23 protein-coding genes are annotated in these 21,223 nt (G+C 68.9%); 6 read left to right on the top strand and 17 right to left on the bottom strand.

Annotation, left to right across the window (positions count from 1 at the left end; all coding sequences use genetic code 11):
* Positions 1-11 precede the first annotated feature (11 nt).
* Entirely contained in the window at positions 12-476 is a 465-nt protein-coding gene (locus RTL41_RS01855; RefSeq protein WP_312160752.1) for a GNAT family N-acetyltransferase, read from the top strand.
* A gap of 10 nt (positions 477-486) precedes the next feature.
* Here RTL41_RS01855 and RTL41_RS01850 read toward each other — a convergent pair whose 3' ends face one another.
* Genes RTL41_RS01850 through typA form a run of 3 tightly spaced genes read right to left on the bottom strand, consistent with a single transcriptional unit; the run spans position 487 to position 3,988 of the window.
* Positions 487-828 (bottom strand): response regulator, encoded by a 342-nt coding sequence (locus tag RTL41_RS01850; RefSeq protein ID WP_312161352.1) that lies wholly within the window; start codon positions 826-828, stop codon positions 487-489.
* A 17-nt stretch (positions 829-845) separates the two neighbouring features.
* Positions 846-2,153 carry a CHASE3 domain-containing protein gene (locus RTL41_RS01845; RefSeq protein WP_312160748.1) on the bottom strand — a complete coding sequence of 436 codons (1,308 nt, stop codon included), beginning with the start codon at positions 2,151-2,153 and terminating at the stop codon, positions 846-848.
* Entirely contained in the window at positions 2,153-3,988 is a 1,836-nt protein-coding gene (typA, locus tag RTL41_RS01840) for a translational GTPase TypA (RefSeq protein WP_312160745.1), read from the bottom strand. Before typA ends, RTL41_RS01845 begins: the two co-directional genes overlap by 1 nt.
* Before the next feature lie 397 nt (positions 3,989-4,385).
* On the opposite strand from typA, the gene RTL41_RS01835 reads away from it, so the two are divergent.
* Entirely contained in the window at positions 4,386-5,657 is a 1,272-nt protein-coding gene (locus RTL41_RS01835; RefSeq protein WP_312160743.1) for a DNA recombination protein RmuC, read from the top strand.
* A 15-nt stretch (positions 5,658-5,672) separates the two neighbouring features.
* Positions 5,673-6,182: a peptide deformylase gene (def, locus tag RTL41_RS01830; RefSeq protein WP_312160740.1), complete on the top strand. Its 510-nt coding sequence runs from the start codon at positions 5,673-5,675 to the stop codon at positions 6,180-6,182.
* A 102-nt stretch (positions 6,183-6,284) separates the two neighbouring features.
* On the opposite strand, the gene RTL41_RS01825 is transcribed toward def, so the two are convergent.
* Positions 6,285-6,626 (bottom strand): hypothetical protein, encoded by a 342-nt coding sequence (locus RTL41_RS01825; RefSeq protein WP_312160738.1) that lies wholly within the window; start codon positions 6,624-6,626, stop codon positions 6,285-6,287.
* A 90-nt stretch (positions 6,627-6,716) separates the two neighbouring features.
* On the opposite strand from RTL41_RS01825, the gene fmt reads away from it, so the two are divergent.
* Together fmt and truA are read left to right on the top strand one after the other, a co-directional pair.
* Positions 6,717-7,643, top strand: coding sequence for a methionyl-tRNA formyltransferase (gene fmt, locus RTL41_RS01820; protein WP_312160736.1), 927 nt, complete (start codon positions 6,717-6,719; stop codon positions 7,641-7,643).
* Positions 7,643-8,380: a tRNA pseudouridine(38-40) synthase TruA gene (gene truA / locus RTL41_RS01815; RefSeq protein ID WP_312160734.1), complete on the top strand. Its 738-nt coding sequence runs from the start codon at positions 7,643-7,645 to the stop codon at positions 8,378-8,380. Before fmt ends, truA begins: the two co-directional genes overlap by 1 nt.
* Positions 8,381-8,688: 308 nt before the next feature.
* On the opposite strand, the gene dapE is transcribed toward truA, so the two are convergent.
* Positions 8,689-9,837, bottom strand: coding sequence for a succinyl-diaminopimelate desuccinylase (gene dapE / locus RTL41_RS01810; RefSeq protein WP_312160732.1), 1,149 nt, complete (start codon positions 9,835-9,837; stop codon positions 8,689-8,691).
* A 183-nt stretch (positions 9,838-10,020) separates the two neighbouring features.
* On the opposite strand from dapE, the gene RTL41_RS01805 reads away from it, so the two are divergent.
* Positions 10,021-10,656: a hypothetical protein gene (locus RTL41_RS01805; protein ID WP_312160731.1), complete on the top strand. Its 636-nt coding sequence runs from the start codon at positions 10,021-10,023 to the stop codon at positions 10,654-10,656.
* 38 nt (positions 10,657-10,694) lie between these two features.
* Here RTL41_RS01805 and RTL41_RS01800 read toward each other — a convergent pair whose 3' ends face one another.
* The 12 genes from RTL41_RS01800 to RTL41_RS01745 form a co-directional block, all read right to left on the bottom strand.
* Positions 10,695-11,186: a hypothetical protein gene (locus tag RTL41_RS01800; protein ID WP_312160730.1), complete on the bottom strand. Its 492-nt coding sequence runs from the start codon at positions 11,184-11,186 to the stop codon at positions 10,695-10,697.
* Between the two features lie 374 nt (positions 11,187-11,560).
* Positions 11,561-12,391, bottom strand: coding sequence for a 2,3,4,5-tetrahydropyridine-2,6-dicarboxylate N-succinyltransferase (gene dapD, locus RTL41_RS01795; protein ID WP_312160728.1), 831 nt, complete (start codon positions 12,389-12,391; stop codon positions 11,561-11,563).
* A complete protein-coding gene (locus RTL41_RS01790; RefSeq protein ID WP_312160726.1) occupies positions 12,391-13,053 on the bottom strand; it encodes a pyrimidine 5'-nucleotidase in 663 nt (220 codons plus the stop codon). Before RTL41_RS01790 ends, dapD begins: the two co-directional genes overlap by 1 nt.
* The gene (gene argB, locus RTL41_RS01785) at positions 13,050-13,964 is read right to left on the bottom strand and encodes an acetylglutamate kinase (RefSeq protein ID WP_312160723.1); all 915 of its coding nucleotides are present in this window, start codon (positions 13,962-13,964) and stop codon (positions 13,050-13,052) included. Before argB ends, RTL41_RS01790 begins: the two co-directional genes overlap by 4 nt.
* A 131-nt stretch (positions 13,965-14,095) precedes the next feature.
* Positions 14,096-15,238 carry an acyl-CoA dehydrogenase family protein gene (locus RTL41_RS01780; protein ID WP_312160721.1) on the bottom strand — a complete coding sequence of 381 codons (1,143 nt, stop codon included), beginning with the start codon at positions 15,236-15,238 and terminating at the stop codon, positions 14,096-14,098.
* A 94-nt stretch (positions 15,239-15,332) separates the two neighbouring features.
* Positions 15,333-15,983: a ribosome biogenesis GTP-binding protein YihA/YsxC gene (gene yihA, locus RTL41_RS01775; RefSeq protein WP_312160719.1), complete on the bottom strand. Its 651-nt coding sequence runs from the start codon at positions 15,981-15,983 to the stop codon at positions 15,333-15,335.
* Positions 15,980-17,788, bottom strand: coding sequence for a membrane protein insertase YidC (yidC, locus tag RTL41_RS01770; RefSeq protein ID WP_312160717.1), 1,809 nt, complete (start codon positions 17,786-17,788; stop codon positions 15,980-15,982). Before yidC ends, yihA begins: the two co-directional genes overlap by 4 nt.
* Before the next feature lie 12 nt (positions 17,789-17,800).
* Positions 17,801-18,199 (bottom strand): ribonuclease P protein component, encoded by a 399-nt coding sequence (gene rnpA, locus RTL41_RS01765; RefSeq protein ID WP_312160715.1) that lies wholly within the window; start codon positions 18,197-18,199, stop codon positions 17,801-17,803.
* 34 nt (positions 18,200-18,233) lie between these two features.
* Positions 18,234-18,368 (bottom strand): 50S ribosomal protein L34, encoded by a 135-nt coding sequence (gene rpmH, locus RTL41_RS01760; RefSeq protein ID WP_056017364.1) that lies wholly within the window; start codon positions 18,366-18,368, stop codon positions 18,234-18,236.
* A gap of 76 nt (positions 18,369-18,444) precedes the next feature.
* Entirely contained in the window at positions 18,445-19,194 is a 750-nt protein-coding gene (map, locus tag RTL41_RS01755) for a type I methionyl aminopeptidase (protein WP_312160711.1), read from the bottom strand.
* 16 nt (positions 19,195-19,210) lie between these two features.
* Positions 19,211-20,188, bottom strand: a complete 978-nt coding sequence (locus RTL41_RS01750) for an NADPH:quinone oxidoreductase family protein (protein ID WP_312160709.1) — start codon at positions 20,186-20,188, stop codon at positions 19,211-19,213.
* Positions 20,169-21,221 (bottom strand): alpha/beta hydrolase, encoded by a 1,053-nt coding sequence (locus RTL41_RS01745; RefSeq protein WP_312160707.1) that lies wholly within the window; start codon positions 21,219-21,221, stop codon positions 20,169-20,171. Before RTL41_RS01745 ends, RTL41_RS01750 begins: the two co-directional genes overlap by 20 nt.
* Positions 21,222-21,223: the final 2 nt, after the last annotated feature.

Genomic DNA, 21,223 nt, shown 5'->3' with positions numbered 1-21,223 from the left:
ATATCTGCCCCATGCGGATCGTAGCTTTCGAACCCCGTCACGCCCAAGCTTGGCGCCTGCTCAACGAAGCCTGGATCACCAAGCACTTCGCCATCGAGGCGAAGGATCGCGAGGTGCTGGACGATCCGGCCGGCAAGATCATCGCCAAGGGCGGCCACATCTTCATGGCCGAGCAGGACGACGGGACGGCGGTCGGCTGCGTCGCCCTGGCCGCCATGGCCGACGGCGGGTTCGAGGTCGCCAAGATGACCGTCGGCGAGGCCGCGCGCGGGACGGGCCTCGGCCGCCGGCTCATGCAGGTCTGCATCGACAGGGCCGCCGAACTGGGCGCGCACCGGCTCTATCTGGAGACCAATTCCGGCCTGGCTCCCGCGCTCGGCCTCTATCGGGCCATGGGCTTCACCGATCTCGATCCGGCGATGCGGCCAAGGACGGACTACGCCCGTTGCGACGTCTGGATGGAGCGCGCGCTCTAGCTTGCGCCGGTCAGGCCGCGCCGAGCGCCTCGCCCAGCGAGCGGCGGCTGAGCGGCTTGCCCAGGAAGCCGACCGGATTGATCGCCGCCATCGAGCGGCGGAAGTCGTCGGTGATCGAGCCGGACACGAACAGCGAGCGCACGCCCAGCCTGTCGTAGAGCTTGCGGGCCAGGGCGCCGCCGTCGACGCCGCGCGCCAGCCGGATGTCCACCAGCGCGATGTCGGGGCGGCCGTCCTCGGCCAGCGCCCAGGCCTCGGCCGCGTCGGCGGCTTCGGCCACGACCTCATGGCCCATGTCCTCGAGCAGGCCGACGATGTCGAGCGCGATCAGCGCGTCGTCCTCAACAACCATGATACGCAATGCGTCGCTCAACTCCTGGGGAAGACCACCGCGAACGACGCGCCGGTCTTCGGCTGTTCAATCTCGAAGCGGCCGCCGAGCTGCCTCGCCAAAGCTTCGATGGCCCGGATCCCGAGGCTTTTCTTCGCCGAGAGCGAGAAGTCCTGGGGCAGACCATCACCGTCGTCGGCGACGCTCAAACGGTAAAGCTCGCCATCGGTTCCGAAAGCGACCCTAATTCGAGACGGCCTATCGGCAGGGCAGCCGTATTTCAAGGCGTTGGTGATCAGCTCGTTGAGGATCAGGGCCAGCGGCGCGGCCTGCTTCACATCGAGCATGGCGTGCTCGATTTCCGTCTCCAGGCTGACGTCTTCACGCCCCAGCGACCCGACCAGGTCCTGGGCCAGGGATTCGGTGTAGCGGCCCGCGTCGAAGGCGCCGACCGCATCGCCGGCCTTGTATAGCTGCTCGTGGACCCGGCCGACGGCGATGATCCGGTCGAGCGTCTTGTTCAGCGCTTCGCGGGCGTCCTCGTGCTCGACGGCCCGCGACTGCAGCCGCACGACGCTGGCGATCTGCTGCAGCGAGTTCTTCACCCGATGGTTCACCTCGTCGAGCAGCAGGGTGCGGTCGGCCAGCAGCCGCCGCAGGCGCTCGGCGACGTCGGCCTCGGCCTCGCGGTCCAGGCTGATGTCGCGCAGGGCCTTGAAGAACAGCAGCGCCAGCAGGGCGGCGAAGATCATCAGGGCGGCGACGATCACCATGCGCACGACGGTCATCTGGTGCTGGCGCAGCGCCTGCAGCCGCCGTTCCTCCTGTTCGAGCTCGGATGCGATGGCCCGGACGCCCTCCATGGCGGCCATGCCCTCGCCGCGCAGGATGATCTGGATGGCCGCGCCGGGAGACCCGGCCTGGCGGGCGGCCATGGTCTCGTCGATCACCGCCAGGCGGGCCGTCATCAGGTCCCGCAGCTCGCCCAGCCGCTGCTGCTGATCGGGATTGTCCTGGGTCAGGCGCGCCAGGGTGTCGATGCGTGCGGCCGCGCCGCCGCGGGCGGCTTCGAGCCGCCGGGAGAACTGGGAGTCGCCGGTCAGGATGAAGGCGCGCTGGGCCGACTCGGCCTCGGTCAGGGACAGCCGCAGGGCCTCGATCTCGGCGCGGACCTCATGGGCGTGGTTCAGCCAGCCCGCGGCGCGATCGTACCAGATAAAGGCCCCGCCGAGGGCGGCGAAGGCCAGGAACAGGGCGGTGACGGTGACGGCCAGCAGGCGGAACGCTCGTTCGCGCGCCGCCTGCCTGGTAAAGCTCGGCTTATTCGCCGTACCGTCTTGCGCCACTACTCCTCCTTGACGCGACGCTTGCGGAAGGAGGGGTTCAGCACCTGCTTGCGCAGGCGGATCGACTTCGGCGTCACCTCGACCAGTTCGTCTTCCTCGATATAGGCGATGGCCTGCTCAAGGGTCATGCGGCGCGGCGGGGTGAGGCGCACGGCCTCGTCCTTGCCGGAGGCGCGCACGTTGGTGAGCTGCTTGGCCTTCATCGGGTTGACGTCGAGATCGTCGGCGCGGCTGTTCTCGCCGATGATCATGCCCTGGTAGGTCTTCTCGCCGGCGCCGACGAACATGGTTCCCCGCTCTTCCAGGTTCCACAGCGCATAGGCCGCAGTTTCACCGTCCGAGTTGGAGACAAGCACGCCTTTGCGGCCCGCGTCGATAGGGCCCTTGTAGGGCTCGTAGTGGCTGAACACGCGGTTGAGCACGCCCGAGCCGCGGGTGTCGGTCAGGAACTCGCCCTGGTAGCCGATCAGCGAGCGCGAGGGGGACATCAGGCTGATGCGGGTCTTGCCCGCGCCCGACGGGCCCATGTCCTTCAGCTCGGCCTTGCGGGCCGACAGCTTCTCGATGACGATGCCGGTGAACTCGTCGTCGACGTCGATCATGACGTCTTCGATCGGCTCCAGGCGCTGTCCGGTTTCCGGATCGGTCTGGAACACCACGCGCGGACGGCTGATGGAGACCTCGAAGCCTTCGCGGCGCATGCCCTCGATCAGCACGCCAAGCTGCAGTTCGCCGCGGCCGGCCACTTCGAAAGCGTCCTTCTCGGACGTCTCGGTGACGCGGATGGCGACGTTCGATTCGGCTTCCTTCAGCAGGCGCGCGGCGATGACGCGGCTTTGCACCTTGTCGCCCTCGCGGCCGGCCAGCGGGCTGTCGTTGACCGAGACGGTCATCGAGATGGTCGGCGGGTCGATCGGCTGGGCGGGAAGGGCGTCGGTGACGTCCAGGGCGCACAGGGTGTCGGCCACGGTCGCCTTCGACAGGCCCGCGATGGCGACGATGTCGCCGGCTTCGGCGCCGCCGTCGATCGGCTGGCGCTTCAGGCCGCGGAAGGCCAGCACCTTGGTGATGCGGCCGCGCTCGATTTCCTTGCCGTCGCGCGACAGGGCCTTGATGGCCAGGCCCGGAACGGCCTTGCCCGCTTCGATGCGGCCGGTCAGCAGGCGGCCCAGGAACGGGTCGCTCTCGATCAGCACCGACAGCATCTGGAAGGGCTCTTCCTTGCGCGCCTCGGCCTTCGGCGGCGGCACATGGTCGACGATCAGGTCGAACAGCGGGCCGAGGTTGTCGTTGGGCTGGGCGAGGTCCAGCGTCGCCCAGCCGTTCTTGCCCGAGGCGTAGATGTGCGGGAAGTCCAGTTGCTCGTCGCTCGCGCCCATGGCCGCGAACAGGTCGAAGGCGTCGTTGAGCACGCGGTCGGGATCGGCGTGGGCGCGGTCGACCTTGTTGAGGCAGAGGATCGGGCGCAGGCCCATCTTCAGCGCCTTGCCCAGCACGAACTTGGTCTGGGGCATGACGCCTTCCTCGGCGTCCACGAGGAGGACGCAGCCGTCCACCATGCCGAGGATCCGCTCGACCTCGCCGCCGAAGTCGGCGTGGCCGGGGGTGTCGATGATGTTGATGCGGGTTTCGCCCGCTTTTCCGTTCCAGAGGACGCTGGTGCACTTGGCGAGGATGGTGATCCCGCGTTCGCGCTCCTGGTCGTTGGAGTCCATGGCGCGCTCAACCGTCGCCTCATTGGCTCGGAAAACGCCCGACTGGGCAAGGAGCTGGTCGACGAGCGTGGTCTTGCCGTGGTCGACGTGTGCGATGATGGCGATGTTGCGGAGCGACATTGATTTGGCTTTATGGGCGCCTATTTGGGGAAGCGCGCGCTTTTAGGTGACGAATGGCTTTTGCGCCAGCGCCTTCTCGCCGCGGCGCCGAACATTGATATCGTGTCATTGTGCGGTGCAGCAAACCGGAGCTGTCTGAGGCGTCTTCAAATCTCACTGATTTGTAACGAATTTTTTCGACGCTTTCAGAAAATGTGATGCTGCTGGCACAAAATCGCTTGTTGTTTTGTGCGTCGCACCGTATATGTTCGAACTGTGAGGCGTCGCTGACGCCTCTGCCCTTCCTGGGCGTTTCCTCCCTAATGAACTGCCGGGCCCTCGGGTCCGGCTTTTTTTTGGCCAGGGCCCTGGGGTCGCGAAACTATCGCGCCCATCCGACTCCGTATAAGAACGGAGCATGAACCTGGACGCCATCCTTCTCGCCGTGCTGGCCGCCCTGCTCGCGGCCATTCCCGCTCTCGCCTGGGCGCTGATGGAGCGCGGCCGCGCCAATCGGGCCGAGGCGCGGGCCGCCGGCCTGCTGGAGGCCGCCGCCCGCCTGCGGGTGATGGAGGAGCAGGAGGCCAGGAACGCCGGCTTCCTCCAGGCCCAGGCCGCCGCCGCCATCGCCGAGCAGGTGATGAAGCGCGCCGACGAGACCTTCCATAATAGAGAGCAACTGGCCCAGGCGCGCCTGGAGGCGCAGTTGAAGCCGGTCGCCGAGACCCTGGCCAGGTTCCAGGAGCAGGTCGTCGCGGTCGAAAAGACCAGGGCCGAGGAAACCGGCGGGCTCAAGGAACAGATCAACCAGCTCATGCTGGCGTCCAGCGCCACCCAGACCGAGGCCCGCAAGCTGTCTGCGGCGCTGCGTCGCGGGGCCGGCGTGCAGGGGCGCTGGGGCGAGCAGACCCTGCGCAACGTGCTGGAGGCCGCGGGCCTGCACAACCGCTACGACTTCGAGGAACAGACCTCGACCGACAGCGAGGAGGGCCGCCGCCGGCCCGACGTCACCGTGCGCCTGCCGGGCGGGGCGGTGTTCGTCATCGACGCCAAGTGCTCGTTGAACGCCTTCCTCGAGGCGCAGGACGCGGCGGACGACGCCAGCCGCGAGGCGGCCTATCTGCGCCACGCCCAGAGCGTGCGCGCCCACATGCAGGGGCTGTCGGCCAAGGCCTATTGGGACCAGTTCAACCAGGGCTCGCCCGACTTCGTGGCCATGTTCATTCCCGGCGACAGCTTCCTGGCCGCGGCGCTGGAGCGCACGCCCGAGCTGATGAGCGAGGCGATGGACCGGCGGGTGCTGGTCGTGACGCCCACCACCCTGTTCGCGCTCTGCAAGGCGGTGGTCTACGGCTGGCGGGTCGAGGAGCAGGCCGCCAACGCCCAGGAGATCTCCAAGCTGGGCCGCGAGCTCTACAAGCGCATCTCGGTGATGGGCGCGCACGCCGGCTCGGTCGGCAAGGCGCTGGAGGCGGCGGTCTCCCGCTACAACCAGTTCGTCGGCTCTCTGGAGACCCAGGTGCTGACCCAGGCGCGCCGTTTCGAGGACCTGAAGGTCGACCACGAGGGCAAGGAACTGCCCGAACTGGCGCCGGTGGAGACGGGAATCCGCCCGCTCGCCAAGCTGGCCGCGGACCCGGAAACGCCCGAGACCGGACGCCTCGCCGCCTTGACGGCGAAGGGGCGCTGACCTACCTGCGTTTTCATGGCTATCCGCGAAATCCTCGTCGTGCCGAACCCGGTGCTCAAGCTGGTCTCCGAACCGGTCGCAAAGGTCGATGACGACCTGCGCGCGCTGATGGATGACATGCTGGAGACGATGTACGACGCGCCGGGCATCGGCCTGGCCGCGATCCAGATCGGCGTGCCCAAGCGGGTCATCGTCATGGACATCTCCGGCCCCGACGACGAGAAGGCCCCGCGCTACTTCGTCAATCCGGAGATCCTCTGGAGCTCGGAGGAGACCGCCCCCTATGAGGAAGGCTGCCTCTCGATCCCCGAGATCTATGACGAGGTCGAGCGCCCGGCCCGGGTGAAGCTGAAGTACCTGAACTATCAGGGCGAGGAAGTCGTCGAGGACGCCGAGGGCCTGTTCGCCGTCTGCATCCAGCACGAGATGGACCACCTCGAGGGCGTGCTGTTCATCGACCACCTGTCGCGCCTGAAGCGCGACCGCGCCGTCGCCAAGGTCAAGAAGCAGGCCCGCGCGGCCTGATCGGCCTCAGGCGGGCGCATCGTCGCTCGCGATCCAGCCCTTAATCCGCCGGCGCGCAAGCGCTCGCACCTGCCTGGCCTGCAGGCAGGTGCGAGGCCTGACTTACTTCTTGTCCGGCGCGGTCGCGTCGTGGACCGCGGCCTTGGCGTCCTTGGCCACGCCGCTCGCAGCCGCCTTAGCGTCGGCCGCCGCGTCCTTGGCCGCGATGCTGGCGTCGGTGGCGGCGGCCTTGGCGTCGGCGGCCACGGTTCCCGCAGCGGCCTGGGCTTCGGCGGCGGCCCTGTCGGCGGCGGCCTTGGCGTCAGCCGCGGCCTGGTCGGTCGCGGCCCTGGCGTCGGCGGCGGCCTGGTCGGCCGTGGCCTTGGCTTGATCCTGCGTGGCTTGTGAGCAGGCCGACAGGGCCAGGCCCGAGGCGACCAGGGTGACGATCATCAGATTGCGCATGGTTTTGTTCTCTCTTCCCGAGTGCTTCACAGAACGGCGAAGCTTGCATGAGGTTCCTAAATTCCTCCGCCGACGTTACATGCACCCCTGATGCGCATCGCTTTTCTCGGAACGCCGGACTTCGCCGTCGCCGCCCTCGCCGCCCTGGTCGAGGCCGGGCACGAGGTCGCATGCGTCTATTCCCAGCCGCCGGCCCCGCGCGGTCGCGGCCAGACCCTGAAGCCCTCGCCGGTCCACGCCTATGCGCAGGAGCGGGGGATCGCGGTGCGCACGCCCGCGTCCATGCGCGACCCGGCCGAGATCGAAGCCTTCGCGGCCCTGAACCTCGACGCCGGCGTGGTGGTCGCCTTCGGCCAGATCCTGCCGGCCGCGGTGCTGGACGCGCCCCGCCTCGGCTGCTTCAACCTGCACGCCTCGCTGCTGCCGCGCTGGCGCGGCGCGGCCCCGATCCAGCGCGCGATCATGGCCGGCGACAAGGTCACCGGGGTCGAGGTCATGCAGATGACCGAGGGGCTGGACGAAGGGCCGGTGCTGGCCTCCGAGACCGTCCGCATCGACGCGCTTGAAACCGCCGCCACCCTGCACGACCGCCTCGCCGCGGTCGGCGCCGAGCTGCTGGCCGGCGCCATGGCCGCCGTCGAGCGCGGCGAGGCCAAGGCGACGCCCCAGGCCGAAGAGGGGCTGACCTACGCCAGGAAGATCCGCCCGAAGGAGGCGCGCATCGCCTGGAACAAGGCGGCCGCCGAGGTCGATCGCAAGATTCGCGGCCTCTCGCCGTTCCCGGGCGCCTGGTTCGAGCTGCCGACCGACAAGGGCCCGGTGCGGGTGAAGGCCCTGCTGTCGCGCCTGGAAGAAGGCGAGGGCGCGCCGGGCCAGGTGCTGGACGAGGCCCTGCTGGTCGCCTGCGGCGAGGGCGCCGTGCGGCTGCTGCGCGTGCAGCGCGAGGGCAAGGGGCCCCAGGACGCCGACGCCTTCCTGCGCGGCGCGCCGGTGACGGCCGGAACCCGGCTCGGCTGATGCCGCGCTACAAGCTCACCGTCGAATATGACGGCCGCCCCTACAAGGGCTTCCAGGCCCAGGACAGCCTGCCCTCGGTGCAGGGCTCGCTGGAGCGGGCGGTGAAGGCGTTCAGCGGCGAGACCCTGCGCCTGCAGGCCGCCGGCCGCACCGACACCGGCGTCCACGCCACCGGCCAGGTGGTGCATATCGACCTGGCCAGGGACTGGCGGCCCGAGGTCGTGCGCGACGCCATGAACGCCTACCTCGTGCCCGAGCCGATCGCGGTCATCGACGCGGCGATCGCGGAGGGCGACTGGCACGCCCGGTTCTCGGCGACCGAGCGGCGCTACATCTACCGCATCCTCAACCGCAAGAGCCCGCCGGCCCTCGACCGCGGCCGCGTCTGGCACGTCAAGAAGCCGCTGGACGCCGCGGCCATGCACGCGGCCGCGCAGGTGCTGATCGGCCATCACGACTTCACCACCTTCCGGCACATGCAGTGCCAGGCGAAGTCGCCGATGAAGACCCTGGACGTGGCCCGCGCCTGGCGCGAGGGCGACTACGTGCTGCTGGAATTCGCCTCGCGCTCGTTCCTGCACCGCCAGGTCCGCTCGATGACCGGCACATTGGGCGAGGTCGGGATCGGCCGCTGGAGCGTCGACGACGTCCGCGCCGCCCTGGAGGCCCGCGACCGCACCGCCTGCGGCCCGGTGGCCCCGGCCGACGGCCTCTACCTGACCGGCGTGAAGTACTGAGTTCTTCCCTCCCCCTCGCGGGGAGGGACAGACCGCGTCAGCGGTCGGGGTGGGGGATTGCAGAGACCGCCGCAGCCCTACGCGTCTCGCCGCTGCGGCGATCCCTTCTCTCGACGAAGGGCAGGGGTGTCGCCTCATGGTTCGTCATGGCCGGGCCGCCAGGCATCCATAGACACCGAGGTCTGCCGGCGATCCCAGGCGCGTATGGATCCCCGGCACGCCTACGCGGCCGGGGATGACGATCGCAGAAGGTGGGTTCAAGGCGACCTCCATCTGCGACCGCCCTGCCCCAGGAGGGGGAAGGGCGCCTAGCCGAACGCCGCGAAATACCGCTCGATCAGCCGTTCGTAGACCTTCTGCAGGTCGTGGATCTCCTGCACCGGCGCGCGTTCGTCGACGGCGTGCATGGTCTTGCCGACCAGGCCCAGCTCCACGACCGGGCAGAGGTCGCGGATGAAGCGCGCGTCCGAGGTGCCGCCGGTGGTCGACAGCTCCGGCGCGGCGCCCGCCACGTCCTGCACGGCCCCGGCGACGACGTCGGTGAAGGCGCCCGGCTCGGTCAGGAACGCCTCGCCGCTGATCACCGGCTCGACGGTGATGCTCCCGGCGAAGCCCTGGCGCGACCTGGCCGCCTGCGCCTCGATCCAGGCGGCGAGTTCGGCGCCCTTGTGGCTCGGGTTGAAGCGGATGTTCAGCCGCGCCCTGGCCTGGGCCGGGATCACGTTGGTCGCGGCGTTGCCGACGTCCACCGTGGTGACCTCGAGGTTCGAGGGCTGGAAGCCGGTATAGCCCTCGTCCAGCACATGGTTCTGCAGCCGCGCCAGCAGGTCGATCAGCACCGGGATCGGATTGGCCGCGCGGTGCGGATAGGCGACATGGCCCTGGCGTCCGTCCACCGTGATCCAGGTGTTGATCGAGCCGCGGCGGCCGATCTTGATCATGTCGCCGAAGGTTTCGGCGCTGGAGGGCTCGCCGACCACGCAATGGTCGATGACCTCGCCCTCGGCCTTCAGCGCCTCGACGACCATCTTGGTGCCGTGGGTGGCCACGCCCTCCTCGTCGCCGGTGATCAGGAAGGACAGCGAGCCCTTCACCTGGCCGGCGGCGATGGCCTTGGCGGCGGCGGCGGCGAAGGCGGCCACGGCGCTCTTCATGTCCACCGCGCCGCGGCCGATCAGCATCCCGTCGACGATCTCGGCGGCGAAGGCTTCCCGGCTCCAGGCGGCGCTGTCGCCCACCGGCACCACGTCGGTGTGGCCGGCGAAGCAGAGGTTGGGCCGCGCGCGCCCGTAGCGGGCGTAGAGGTTCTCGATCTCGCCGAATCTCATGCGCCGGCAGTCGAAGCCGAGGCTTTCCAGCGTCCGCTGCACCACGTCCATGGCGCCTTCGTCGGCGGGGGTCACCGACGGGCGGCGGATCAGTTCCTGGGTGAGGGCGACGGGATCGAGCTGCGACATGGCTCGCTGGTAGCGGCGCCGGCGCAAAGGGGCAATGGGGCTTGAGTCGCGGGGCGGTCAAGGCGCGTCGCCCAGAATGGGATGCTTAATTCTCGTTTACCATCCCGATTTGGGAAGCAACTGCATCGACCTGACACACGCATTCAAGAACTATGCCTGGTCCGCGTGTGAGGTGCCTGCGTCATGTTCAATTTCTTCAAGAAGAAGAAACCCAGAACATCTGCCGAGAAGATCGAGGATATCCTTGATATTTTGGAGCGTGGCGGCGTTATTCGCGGAACGCAGTTACCCGACCATATATTCCCGTCCAGGACTTCGCACCAGGTCTCGGCCAGCGAGCACCTCTACTTTGCTGTGCGGTCGGTGGCCGCGGACGGCCGCCAGCACGTCATGCAGTACGCTTTCGTCGATGATCGCGGCAACGTCGCGCTCAGCGCCTTCGTCCGCTCGTCCAGCCCCGCGACCATGTTCGGTGGCGGCGCCAGCGAGGATCTCTCGGCCGAGCCCATGGAGGAGGCGGTGTTCGCCACGCTCGTCGCCAAGCTGTGCCGCGGCGCGACGCTGGTGGCCTTCCATCGGGTGCTCCAGACCGGGCTGCTGCCGGCCGGGACGGTGGAGGCCGCCGCCGGCACGGAATGCGCCTGGCGGCGGTTCCAGGCCGTGGCGCGCCGCAAGGGCATCCAGCTCTCCCGGCGCGAGCCGCTGGCCCTGAACGACTGCCTTCAGAAGCTGGGCATGGCGCCGCTGGAATCCGAGGACGCGGCGGTGCGCGCCCTCGCCATCCGCCGCCTGTGGCGCAAGCTGGACAACATCGACTAGGGCGTTTTCCGCCCAAACCGATCGTGCTCCGGGCGCGCTCAGCGCTCCATCCGCACGGCGTCCCAGAACAGCGGCTTCAGGTCGGTGAAGAACTGGTCGACGTCATAGGCCTCGCCCAGGGTGAACAGGCCGTCGTCCTCGCGCACCAGATAGCCGCGCTCGACCAGGGCCAGCAGCTTGCGGCGGGTCGTCTCGCGCGGGATCTGGGTGATGTCCGCCAGGCTGAGCGCATTGAGCCCCCGGCGGCGGCGGAAGGTCTGCGGCGGCCGGGGCCCGCGCGGCAGGGATTCGGAAATCTCCGCCAGCAGGAACACCAGATAGAGCAGGTACTGGTCGAGATCCCCGTCGAAGCGAGAGCGCACGCGGATCAGGGTCGCCGAGAGGTGGCCGCCCCAGCGGTAGAAGAACCGCATGGCGTCCTGTTCCAGGTATCCGGGCGCCGGTTCGGCCCAGGAGGCGGGCTCCGGATGCGGGACGTCCGGGACCTGGGTCTCGGCGGCGACGGCGGCTGGCGAAGGCGCTGGGGTCATCGGTTCGGGCCCTGCGTTAAAGTTAATGCAACTGCGCTTCAACTCTCGGGGCGAATAGCAATTTCCTTGGATAACAACGGGCTCCGAACATGCCGCGTGGTTACGTTAAGGATACTGTCGATGCTCGCCGCGATCATGTTCGCGTCACGCGCTAACCTAAGCGCGGCCCAGTATCGCGAGAAGCGAATGCTATAGTTAACTGGTTGCTAAGCCCCGATCTGGGGGCTTTTCCTGTGGATGACGCGTGCGTCAGGCATGCAGGGGCGAACGCCCATGCCGAATGGCGCGTGCGGGATGGCCGAATGAAGCCGTAATCCGGCGAATCGGGGGGATCAGGCGTCCGGCGGCGCGTGTCCGCGCCGCCGGGGCGGGCGCTAGTCGCGCAGCAGGTCGTTGATCGAGGTCTTGGAGCGGGTGCGCTCGTCCACGGTCTTGACGATGACCGCGCAGTTGATCGAGGGCAGGCCCTCGCCGAACGGGCTGGGCATCGAGCCCGGCATGATCACCGAATAGGGCGGCACCTCGCCCATGAACACTTCGCCGGTCTTGCGGTCGACGATGCGGGTGGTCGAGGTGATGAAGGTGCCCATCGACAGCACGCTGCCCTCGCGGACGATCACGCCCTCGGCGACTTCCGAGCGCGCGCCGATGAAGCAGTTGTCCTCGATGATGGTCGGGTTGGCCTGCAGCGGCTCCAGCACGCCGCCGATGCCGGCGCCGCCCGACAGGTGGACGTTCTTGCCGATCTGGGCGCAGGAGCCGACCGTGGCCCAGGTGTCGACCATGGTCCCTTCGTCGACATAGGCGCCGATGTTCACGAAGGACGGGGTCATGATCACGCCCTTGGCGATGTAGGCGCCGCGGCGCACGACGCAGCCGGGCACCGCGCGGAAGCCGGCGGCCTCGAACCGGGCGGCGTCCCAGCCGGTGAACTTCAGCGGGATCTTGTCCCAGTAGGGGTGCGGCGCGTCGCCGTCGATCAACTGGTTCGCGTTCAGGCGGAAGGACAGCAGGATCGCCTGCTTGGCCCACTGGTGGGTGGTCCACACGCCGTCGTCGCCGCGCGAGGCGACGCGCAGCACGCCGTTGTCGAGGCGGGCGAGGGTTTCCTCGACCGCTTCGCGGACCTGGCCCTTGGTGCTGGTGTTGACGCCGTCGCGGGCTTCCCAGGCGGCTTCGATCACGGACTTCAGGTCGTCGGACATCAGGCGGTTTCCTTCAGGCGCGCCGAGCTCAGGAACGGCGTCAGCTTCTCGGTGCGGTGGTGGACAAACGGGGCGGTGGAGGCGAGCGCGCGCGGGCCGACCAGGACGGTGGTCATGCCCAGGTCCGCGGCAGGGTGCAGGTTGCGCTCGGAATCCTCGAAGAAGGCGGTGGTGGTCGGGACCAGGCCGTGGGCGTCGATCATCCGCTGGAAGCCCAGCGGGTCGGGCTTGGGCGTGAAGCCGAACGAGTGGATGTGGAACACCTCGTCGAACAGGCCGCGCAGGTTCAGGTGCGCCAGCACGCGCTCGGCGTGGGTGTCGTCGGCGTTGGTGAAGATGTAGCGCCGCCCCGGCAGCCGGGCGATGGCGGCGACCAGTTCGGGGTCCTTGGCCAGCAGGTCCAGCGACAGGTCGTGGAACAGGGCGTGGAAGTCGGCCGGATCGACGCCGTGGTGCAGCATCAGCCCCTTCAGCGTCAGGCCGTGCTCGGCCAGGTAATGCTTCTGGAGGTTATAGGCGGCGTCCTGCGGCAGGCCGGTGACCCTGGCGACGAAGTCGGTCATCCGGCTCTCGACGCCCAGCATGAACCCGGACTCCTCGGAATAGAGGGTGTTGTCCAGGTCGAAGAGCCAGGTGTCGATGTGGGTGAGGTCCGCCGTCATGCGCGGATGAGCGTGCCCGAGCCGTGTTCCGTGAAGAGCTCGGTCAGCATGGCGTGCGGCCGGCGGCCGTCCAGGATGACCACGGCCTCGACGCCGGACTCGACCGCGGCGATGGCGGTCTCCAGCTTCGGGATCATGCCGCCGGTGGCGACGCCGCTGGCGATCGCCTCGCGGGCTTCGGCGATGGTCATCTGGCGGATCAGCTCGCCGTTCTTGTCGAGCACGCCGCGCACGTCGGTCAGCAGCAGCATGCGCTTGGCGTTCAGCGCCCCGGCCAGGGCGCCGGCCACCGTGTCGGCGTTGATGTTGTAGGTCTCGCCCTCGTTGGACACCCCGATCGGCGCGACGACGGGGATGTAGTCCTCGTCGGCATAGATCAGGGCTTCGATCAGCTTGGGGTCGATGCGGGTCGGTTCGCCGACGAAGCCCAGGTCGACGACCTGTTCGATCTGGCTGTCGGGATCCTTCTTGGTGCGATGGGCCTTCTCGACGGTGATCAGGCGGGCGTCCTTGCCCGACAGGCCCACGCCGCGCACGTCGGCCTCGGCGCCGGCCAGGGTGATCCAGTTGGCGATCTCCTTGTTGATGGCGCCCGACAGCACCATCTCGGCGACCTCCATGGTGGCCTCGTCGGTCACCCGCAGGCCGTCGATGAAGGTCGACTTCACGCCGGCCTTGTCGAGCATGCGCGAGATCTGCGGCCCGCCGCCGTGCACCACGACCGGATGCACGCCCAGCATCTTCAGCAGCACGGCGTCGGCGGCGAACAGGCGCGCGACGCTCTCCTCGCCCATGGCGTGGCCGCCGTATTTGATCGTCACGACCTCGCGGTCATAGATCTGGATGTAGGGAAGCGCTTCGGCGAGGGTCTTGGCGGTGGCCCAGCCCTGTTCTTCGGCGTCGTCGGTCAAGGCGTGGGCCCTCCCGGAGCCTCCCGGCTCCAAAACTCAAAGAAGGGGCGCGATGGGCGCCGCGCCCGTGGGCGCTCCGATAGCGGACCCGAGGGCGCGTGTCACCGCCTTGCAGCGCGTCGGCGGCGCGATCAGATCGAGCGCGCCACCACTTCCTTCATGATCTCGGAGGTGCCGCCGTAGATCCGCTGGACCCGCGCGTCGCGCCACAGGCGGGCGATCGGATACTCGTTCATGTAGCCGGCCCCGCCGTGCAGTTGCAGGGCGGTGTCGCAGGCCTCCCATTGCAGCTCCGTGTGGAACAGCTTGGCGGCCGAAGCCTCGGCGGCGTCCAGCTTGCCGGCGACGTGGCGGGCGATGGCCCAGTCCAGGTGCGCCCAGCCGGCCTGCAGCTTGGCCTTCAGGGCGGCCAGGGTGAAGCGGGTGTTCTGGAAGTCGAAGATCGCCTGGCCGAACGCCTTGCGCTCCTTGGTGAACTTCACCGCCTCGTAGAAGGCGCGCTGCGCGCCGGCCTGGGCGCCGATGGCGATCTGCAGCCGCTCCTGCGGCAACTGGCCCATCAGGTAGGCGAAGCCGCGGCCTTCCTCGCCCAGGCAGTTGGTGATCGGCACGCGCACGTCGTTGAAGAACAGCTCGGAGGTGTCGGCCGAGTTCTGGCCCACCTTGTCCAGGTTGCGGCCGCGCTCGAAGCCCTCGGCCCCGCGCTCGACCAGGATCAGTGAAATGCCCTTGGCGCCCTGGGCCGGGTCGGTCTTGGCCACCACGATCACCACGTCGGCGTTCTGGCCGTTGGTGATGTAGGTCTTCGAGCCGTTGACGACATAGTGGTTGCCGTCGCGCAGGGCGGTGGTCTTCACGCCCTGGAGGTCCGAGCCCGTGCCCGGCTCGGTCATGGCGATGGCGGTGATGATCTCGCCCGAGACCATGCCCGGCAGCAGCCGCTTCTTCTGCTCCTCCGAGCCGTAGTTGATGATGTAGTCGACGGTGATGTCCGACTGCAGGGTCACGCCCGCGGACGAGCCGGCATAGGCCAGCTCCTCGCCGATCACCGCGTTGAAGCGGTAGTCCAGGCCAAGGCCGCCGTACTCGGCCGGGACCTGCGGGCAGAGCAGCCCGGCCGCGCCATAGGCCTTCCAGAACTCGCGATCGACGACGCCTTCCTCTTCCCAGCGGTCGAGGTGCGGATGGAGCTCCTTGTCGAAGAACCTGCGCACCTGGTCGCGGAACAGGTCGAGGTCGGCGTCATAGGCCGTGCGGCCGGCGGTGGAGAGCATGGTGGCGATCCCGGGGCTATCTTCCCCGCCGTTCTTCCACGGACGCCGCCCGCCGCAAAGACTGACCCCGCGTCAGCGGGGGCGCCCTGGGCCGCTAGGGCGCGACCTCGCAGGTCGACATGATCTCGGCCCGCAGCTCGGGGATGCCGAAGCCTTTTTCCGAAGAGGTGGCCAGGACGCGCGGGAAGGCGGCCGGACGCTTGATGATCGCCGCCTCGGTGCGCAGGCGCACGGCCTCGACCTCGGCCGGCTTCAGCTTGTCGGCCTTGGTCAGGATGATCTGGTAGGAGACGGCGGCCTTGTCGAAGGCGGCCATCGGCTCCTCGTCCACCGCCTTCAGGCCATGGCGCGCGTCGATCAGCAGGAAGGCGCGCTTGAGGTTGGCGCGTCCGCGCAGGAAGTCGCGGCCGAGGTTCTGGAAGCGCTTCACCTCGGTCTTGGAGGCCTTGGCCCAGCCGTAGCCGGGCAGGTCGACGAGCCGCAGCCGCTCGTCCAGCACGAAGAAGTTCAGCTCGCGCGTGCGGCCCGGCTCGTTGGAGGCGCGGGCCAGGCCCTTGTGGCCGACCAGCGCATTGATCAGCGACGACTTGCCGACGTTCGAGCGGCCGGCGAAGGCCACTTCGGGCAGGTCGCCCGGCGGCAGGCCGTCGACCGAGACCGCCCCCATCAGGAAGCTGGCCTGCCGCGCGAACAGCACCCGCGCAGCTTCCAGTTCGTCCTCGGTGAAGAGCGGGTCCTGGCTCAACCGACTTCCTTCGGCTTGCCGGTCAGCCTGGCGATGATCTGGTCGATCGGATTGTCGACCTTGAAGCGGCGCATGATCACGTACTGCTGCAGGATCGTCAGCACGTTCGACCAGGTCCAGTAGATCAGCAGGCCGACCGCGAACGGGGCCATGATGAAGGTGAACATGACCGGCATGAACTGGAAGATCTTCTGCTGGATCGGATCGGGCTGCGGCGGGTTCATGGCCGTCGAGAGGTACATGGTCACGCCGTAGAGCAGCGCCATGGGGCCAAGGTGCAGCAGGTCCGAGTTCAGGATCGACCCGATGACCGGCACGGTGGCGGGGTTGTACGGCAGCAGGCCGAACAGGTTCCAGACGGTCAGCGGGTCCTTGGACGACAGGTCCTGGATCCAGCCGAAGAACGGCGCGTGCCGCATTTCGATGGTGACCGTCAGCACCTTGTAGAGGCCGTAGAAGACCGGGATCTGGACCAGCATCGGCAGGCAGCCGGTCAGCGGGTTGATCTTCTCTTTCTGATAGAGGGCCATCAGCTCCTGCTGCTGCTTGGCCGGGTCTTCCTTGAATTTGGCGCGCAGCGCTTCGACCTGCGGCTGCACCTTCTTCATCTTGGTGAGCGACTCGTAGCTCTTGTTGGCCAGCGGGAAGAAGATCAGCTTCACCGTCACGGTCAGCAGCAGGATGGCGATCCCGAAGTTGCCGACCTTCTGGAAGAAGAAGTCCAGCAGCATGAACATCGGCCGGGTGATGAACCAGAAGTTCCCCCAGTCGACCGCCATGTCCAGGTGCGGCACGCCCAGCTTGGTCTCGTATTCCTTCAGCAGCGGCACGGTCTTGGCGCCGGCGAACAGGCGGGTGACCTCGGTGACCTGCTTGCCGGCCGGGATGATGTGCGGGCGGCCGACATAGTTGGCTTCATAGATGTCGGCGGCCAGCGAGCGGGTCACCCGGTACTGGCTCTGGATGTGTTCGTTCTGATCGGGGATCAGGGCGGTCAGCCAGTACTTGTCGGTGATGCCGGTCCAGCCGCCGACGGACGACAGCGACGGGCCGCCCTCCTTCAGCCACTTGGCGTACTTCACCTGGCGCAGTTCGTCGCCCAGCCAGCCGATGGCGCCCTCGTGCACGATATGGGTGCGGCCGAGGTCGGCCGGGACGCCCTGGCGCTGGACCGAGGCGTAGGGGGCCAGCGTGACCGTGCCGGTCCCGGTGTTGGCGACCGTGTCGGTCACCGTGAACATGAACTTGTCGTCGATTTCGATCTTGCGGGTGAAGGTCAGGCCCTCGCCGTTGGCGGTGCGCAGCACCAGCGGCTGGCCGGGCGCGAGGGTCGAGCCCTCGACCACCTGCCAGACGGTCTCGGCGTTGGGCAGGCCGGGCAGGTTGGCCCCGGTCCAGCCGAACTCGGCGAAGAAGGCGTGCTGGGCGCCTTCGGGCCGCAGCAGCTCCACCGGCGGGGAGTCCTTGGACACCGTCGTGCGGTAGTTCTTCAGGAACAGGTCGTCGATGCGCGCGCCGCGCAGCGAGATCGAGCCCGAGAGCGCCGGCGTGGCGATCGGCGCGCGCGCGCTGGCGGCGGCGGCCTCCTGGCGCGAGATCACCACGGGGCCGGGCTTGGCGCCCGGCGCGGCCGGCGTCACGACGCCGGACGCGGCCTGCACCTCGGCGGCGGCGGCCTTCTGGCGCGCCATCTCGGCGCTCCGTTTCTTGGCGGCCGGATCCAGCACGAAGAACTGGTAGGCGATCAGGATCAGAACCGCGCTGACCACGAAGATGATCGTGTTGCGGTTGTTGTTCTCTTGCATTTGGACGCGCGCTCAGGCGGAGGGAGAAGGGGCGCGCTGCGAAGCGCGGGACGGGCTGTCGCTTTCGGCCGCGAGGCTTATCAGCGCGGTTTTCACATCGTCAAGCAAACGCGGCCACGCCCGGGTCGGCGCGCCGTTGCGGGCGATCAATACATAGTCGAAGCCGGGCTTGCCCAGTTGCGGCAAAATCGCCTGGGCCGCGGCCCGCAGGCGCCGCTTGGCGCGGTTGCGCACGACCGCGCCGCCGATCTTGCGGGTGGCGGTGAAGCCGACGCGGATCACGGGAGAATCGTCGGCCCGATCGCGGGCCTGCATCACCACCGCGCCCTTGGCGTGCGAAGACGCCCGCGCGGCGGCGAGAAAGTCCGAGCGCTTCTGGATGCGTTCGATGACTTTGGGGGCGTCGGTCATGCCGACACCTTAGGCTCCAAGACGCGGATGCGTCTTAGGCGGTCAGGCGCTTGCGGCCCTTGGCGCGACGGCGAGCCACGATCTTGGCGCCGTTCTTGGTCGCCATGCGCGCGCGGAAACCGTGACGGCGTGCACGCACCAGTCGGGACGGTTGGAAAGTCCGCTTCACGAGATCAACTCCGGTATAAAATTGAGGGGCGGTTCCTAAGGGAGGCGAGGAGAGGAGTCAACCTTCTCCTGTGTTTTCAGGCCGCGAGGGTGAGGATCACCGGGCCGCGCCGCGTCGCCACCAGCGTATGCTCGTACTGGACGGTCGGTTCGTGGCCCGGCGGGGTCAGGGTCCAGCCGTCGTCGCCTTCCTCCACCCAGTCGGCGCCGAGCGACAGGAACGGCTCGATGGTGAAGACCAGGCCCTCATGGATCCGGCGGCGGTCGCTGGGCTCCCACCAGGTCGGAATCTCGGCCGGCTCGTCGTGCAGCGAGCGCCCGACGCCGTGGCTGGCGAGGTTGGTCACCAGCGAGTAGCCGTTCTTGTCGGCGAAGCCCTGGATGGCCTTGCCGACCTCGTTGAGCTTGACCCCCGGCCGCACCGCCCGGATGCCCGCCCACATGGCCCGGCGGCCGTCACGGCACAGCCGCTCGATGTTCGGCTTGACCGGCGGCACCGCGAAGCTGGCCCCGGTGTCGCCGAAGAAGCCGTTCAGCTCGGCCGAGACGTCGATATTGACCAGGGTCCCGGCCTCGATCCGGCGGTCGTCGGGAATGCCGTGCGCGCAGTCCGGCGCCACCGAGATGCAGGTCGCCCCCGGGAAGTCGTAGGTCAGCTCCGGGGCCGAGCGGGCGCCTTCCAGCTCCAGCATCTGGCGGCCGAGCTGGTCGAGCTCGCGGGTGGTGATCCCCGGCTCCAGCGCCTTGCCCATGGCCTCCAGCGTGCGCGCGACCAGCCGGCCGGCGGCCTTGAGGCCCTCGAGTTCGTGTTCGTGTTCGACGGTCATGACCCGGTTATATAGGTCACAGGTCCGGTCTGACGATGGTTTTGCCGACCACCTTGCGGTTGGCGAGGGAATCGAAGGCCGCCCGCCAGTCGCTCAGCGGATACTCGTGATCGACCCGCGGTTTCATCCGGGCGGCCATGTCCCAGATCGCCGCCACGTTCTCGCGGCCCTTCTCGGGGAACCGGCGGCCGTACTCGCCGGCCCGCACGCCCATCACCGAGAAGCCCTTGATCAGGGCGATGTTGACCGGCAGCACCGGCTGGCGGCCCGAGGCGAACCCGACCGACAGGATGCGGCCGTTGAAGGCGATGCAGCGCAGGCTCTCGTCGAACACGTCGCCGCCGACCGGGTCGTAGATCACGTCCGCCCCGCCGCCGCCGGTGATCTCCTTGACCTGCTCGCGGAAGCCCCCGGTCACGTTGACCACCGCGTCGGGCTGATACTCCCGCTGCACGACGGCCAGCTTGTCGTCCGAGGCCGAGGCGGCGATGACCTTGCAGCCGAGCTGCTTGGCGAGGTCCACCGCGGCCAGGCCGACGCCGCCGGCCGCCCCGTGCACCAGCACCCACTCGCCCGGCTCCACCGCCGCGCGGCGCACCAGCGAGACATAGGCGGTGAGATAGGCGGTCGCATAGCCGGCCGCCTGGCTGAACGTCAGGCCCTCCGGCTTGCGGCGCAGGCCCGCGGCCGGGGTCACGGCATATTCGGAAAAGCCGCCGATGCGCGCGCCCCCGACGACGGCCTCGCCGATCTGGAACTGGTCCACGCCCTCGCCCAGGGCGCTGACCTCGCCGGCGATCTCCATGCCCGGAATGAACGGCAGGGGCGGCTTGTGCTGGTACTCGCCCCGGGTCTGCAGCAGGTCGGGGAAGTTGACCGCCGCGGCCCGGACCCTGACCTGCACCTCGCCCGGCCCCGGCGCCGGGGTCGGGATCTCCTTCAGGACGCAGCCGCCGTAGTTCGGGCCAAGTTCCTCAACCAGCAGCGCGCGCAATACGTCCCTCCAGGCCTTCGCGGACCAGGCCCGCAATCTCTCGGCAAGCCACGTCGGCGCAGGGGACCACGCCGGTGAAGGCGGTGAAGCCGTGCGCCAGCCCGTCATAGCAGCGATAGACCACCGGCACGCCCGCCGCCCGCAGGCGCGTGGCGTAGGCCTCGCCCTGGTCGACCAGCGGGTCGAAGCCGGCGGTGACGACCACCGCCGGCGCCAGGCCCGACAGGTCCTCCTCGCCGAGGGGCGAGAGGCGCAGGTCGGCCGGGTCGGCGCCCGCGCCCATATAGTGGCCGATGAACCAGTCCATCGTCGCCCGCGACAGCGGGAAGGCCTCGGCATAGGTGGTCATCGAGGCGCTCTGGCTGGCCACGTCCACGCAGGGATAGACCAGCAGTTGCAGGTCGGGCTGCGGTTCGCCCGCGCGCCGCAGGTCCTGGCAGACGACCGCCGCGAAATTGCCGCCCATGGAGTCGCCGCCGATCACCGCCCGCCCGGCCGGGGCGCCGAACCGCCCGGCGTCGTCGCGCACGTACCTGTAGGCGGCCAGCACGTCGTCCAGCCCGGCCGGAAAGCGATGCTCGGGCGCCAGGCGATAGTCCACCGACACCACCGGCGCGCGGGTCACCTTGGCCAGGATGCCGCAGAAGGCGTGGCAGGTCTCCAGGTCGCCGATCACCCCGCCGCCGAAGTGCGCGAACACGATGGCCGGCGCGGCCGGGTCCTGGCGCTCGGGCCGGTAGAGCCTGGCCGGAATGCTGCGGTCGTCCGCGGGGATGGCCAGGGGCTCGGCGGCGACCCCCGGCTCCGGGCGCCCGCCATAGACCTTGCCGCCCTCGGCCGCGGCGCGGCGGGCCTCCTCGGGCGACAGGGTGGTCATGGCGGGCATGCGGGCCGCCTGGGCGGCCATGAACTGGAAGCGCGGATCGAGCGTGCGGCCGCCGCGATAGACGGCCGCGCCCCCGGACATCAGGCGCAGGATCGGCGAGGGCAGCGAGAGGATCGTACGGGCGAGGGCGCGCTGGAGACTGGCCACGC

The organism is Phenylobacterium sp., assembly GCF_031984885.1.
Taxonomy (GTDB): Bacteria; Pseudomonadota; Alphaproteobacteria; order Caulobacterales; family Caulobacteraceae; genus Phenylobacterium.
The sequence above is the reverse complement of the archived record's forward strand: the minus strand, read 5'-3'. Positions and strand labels throughout refer to the sequence as shown.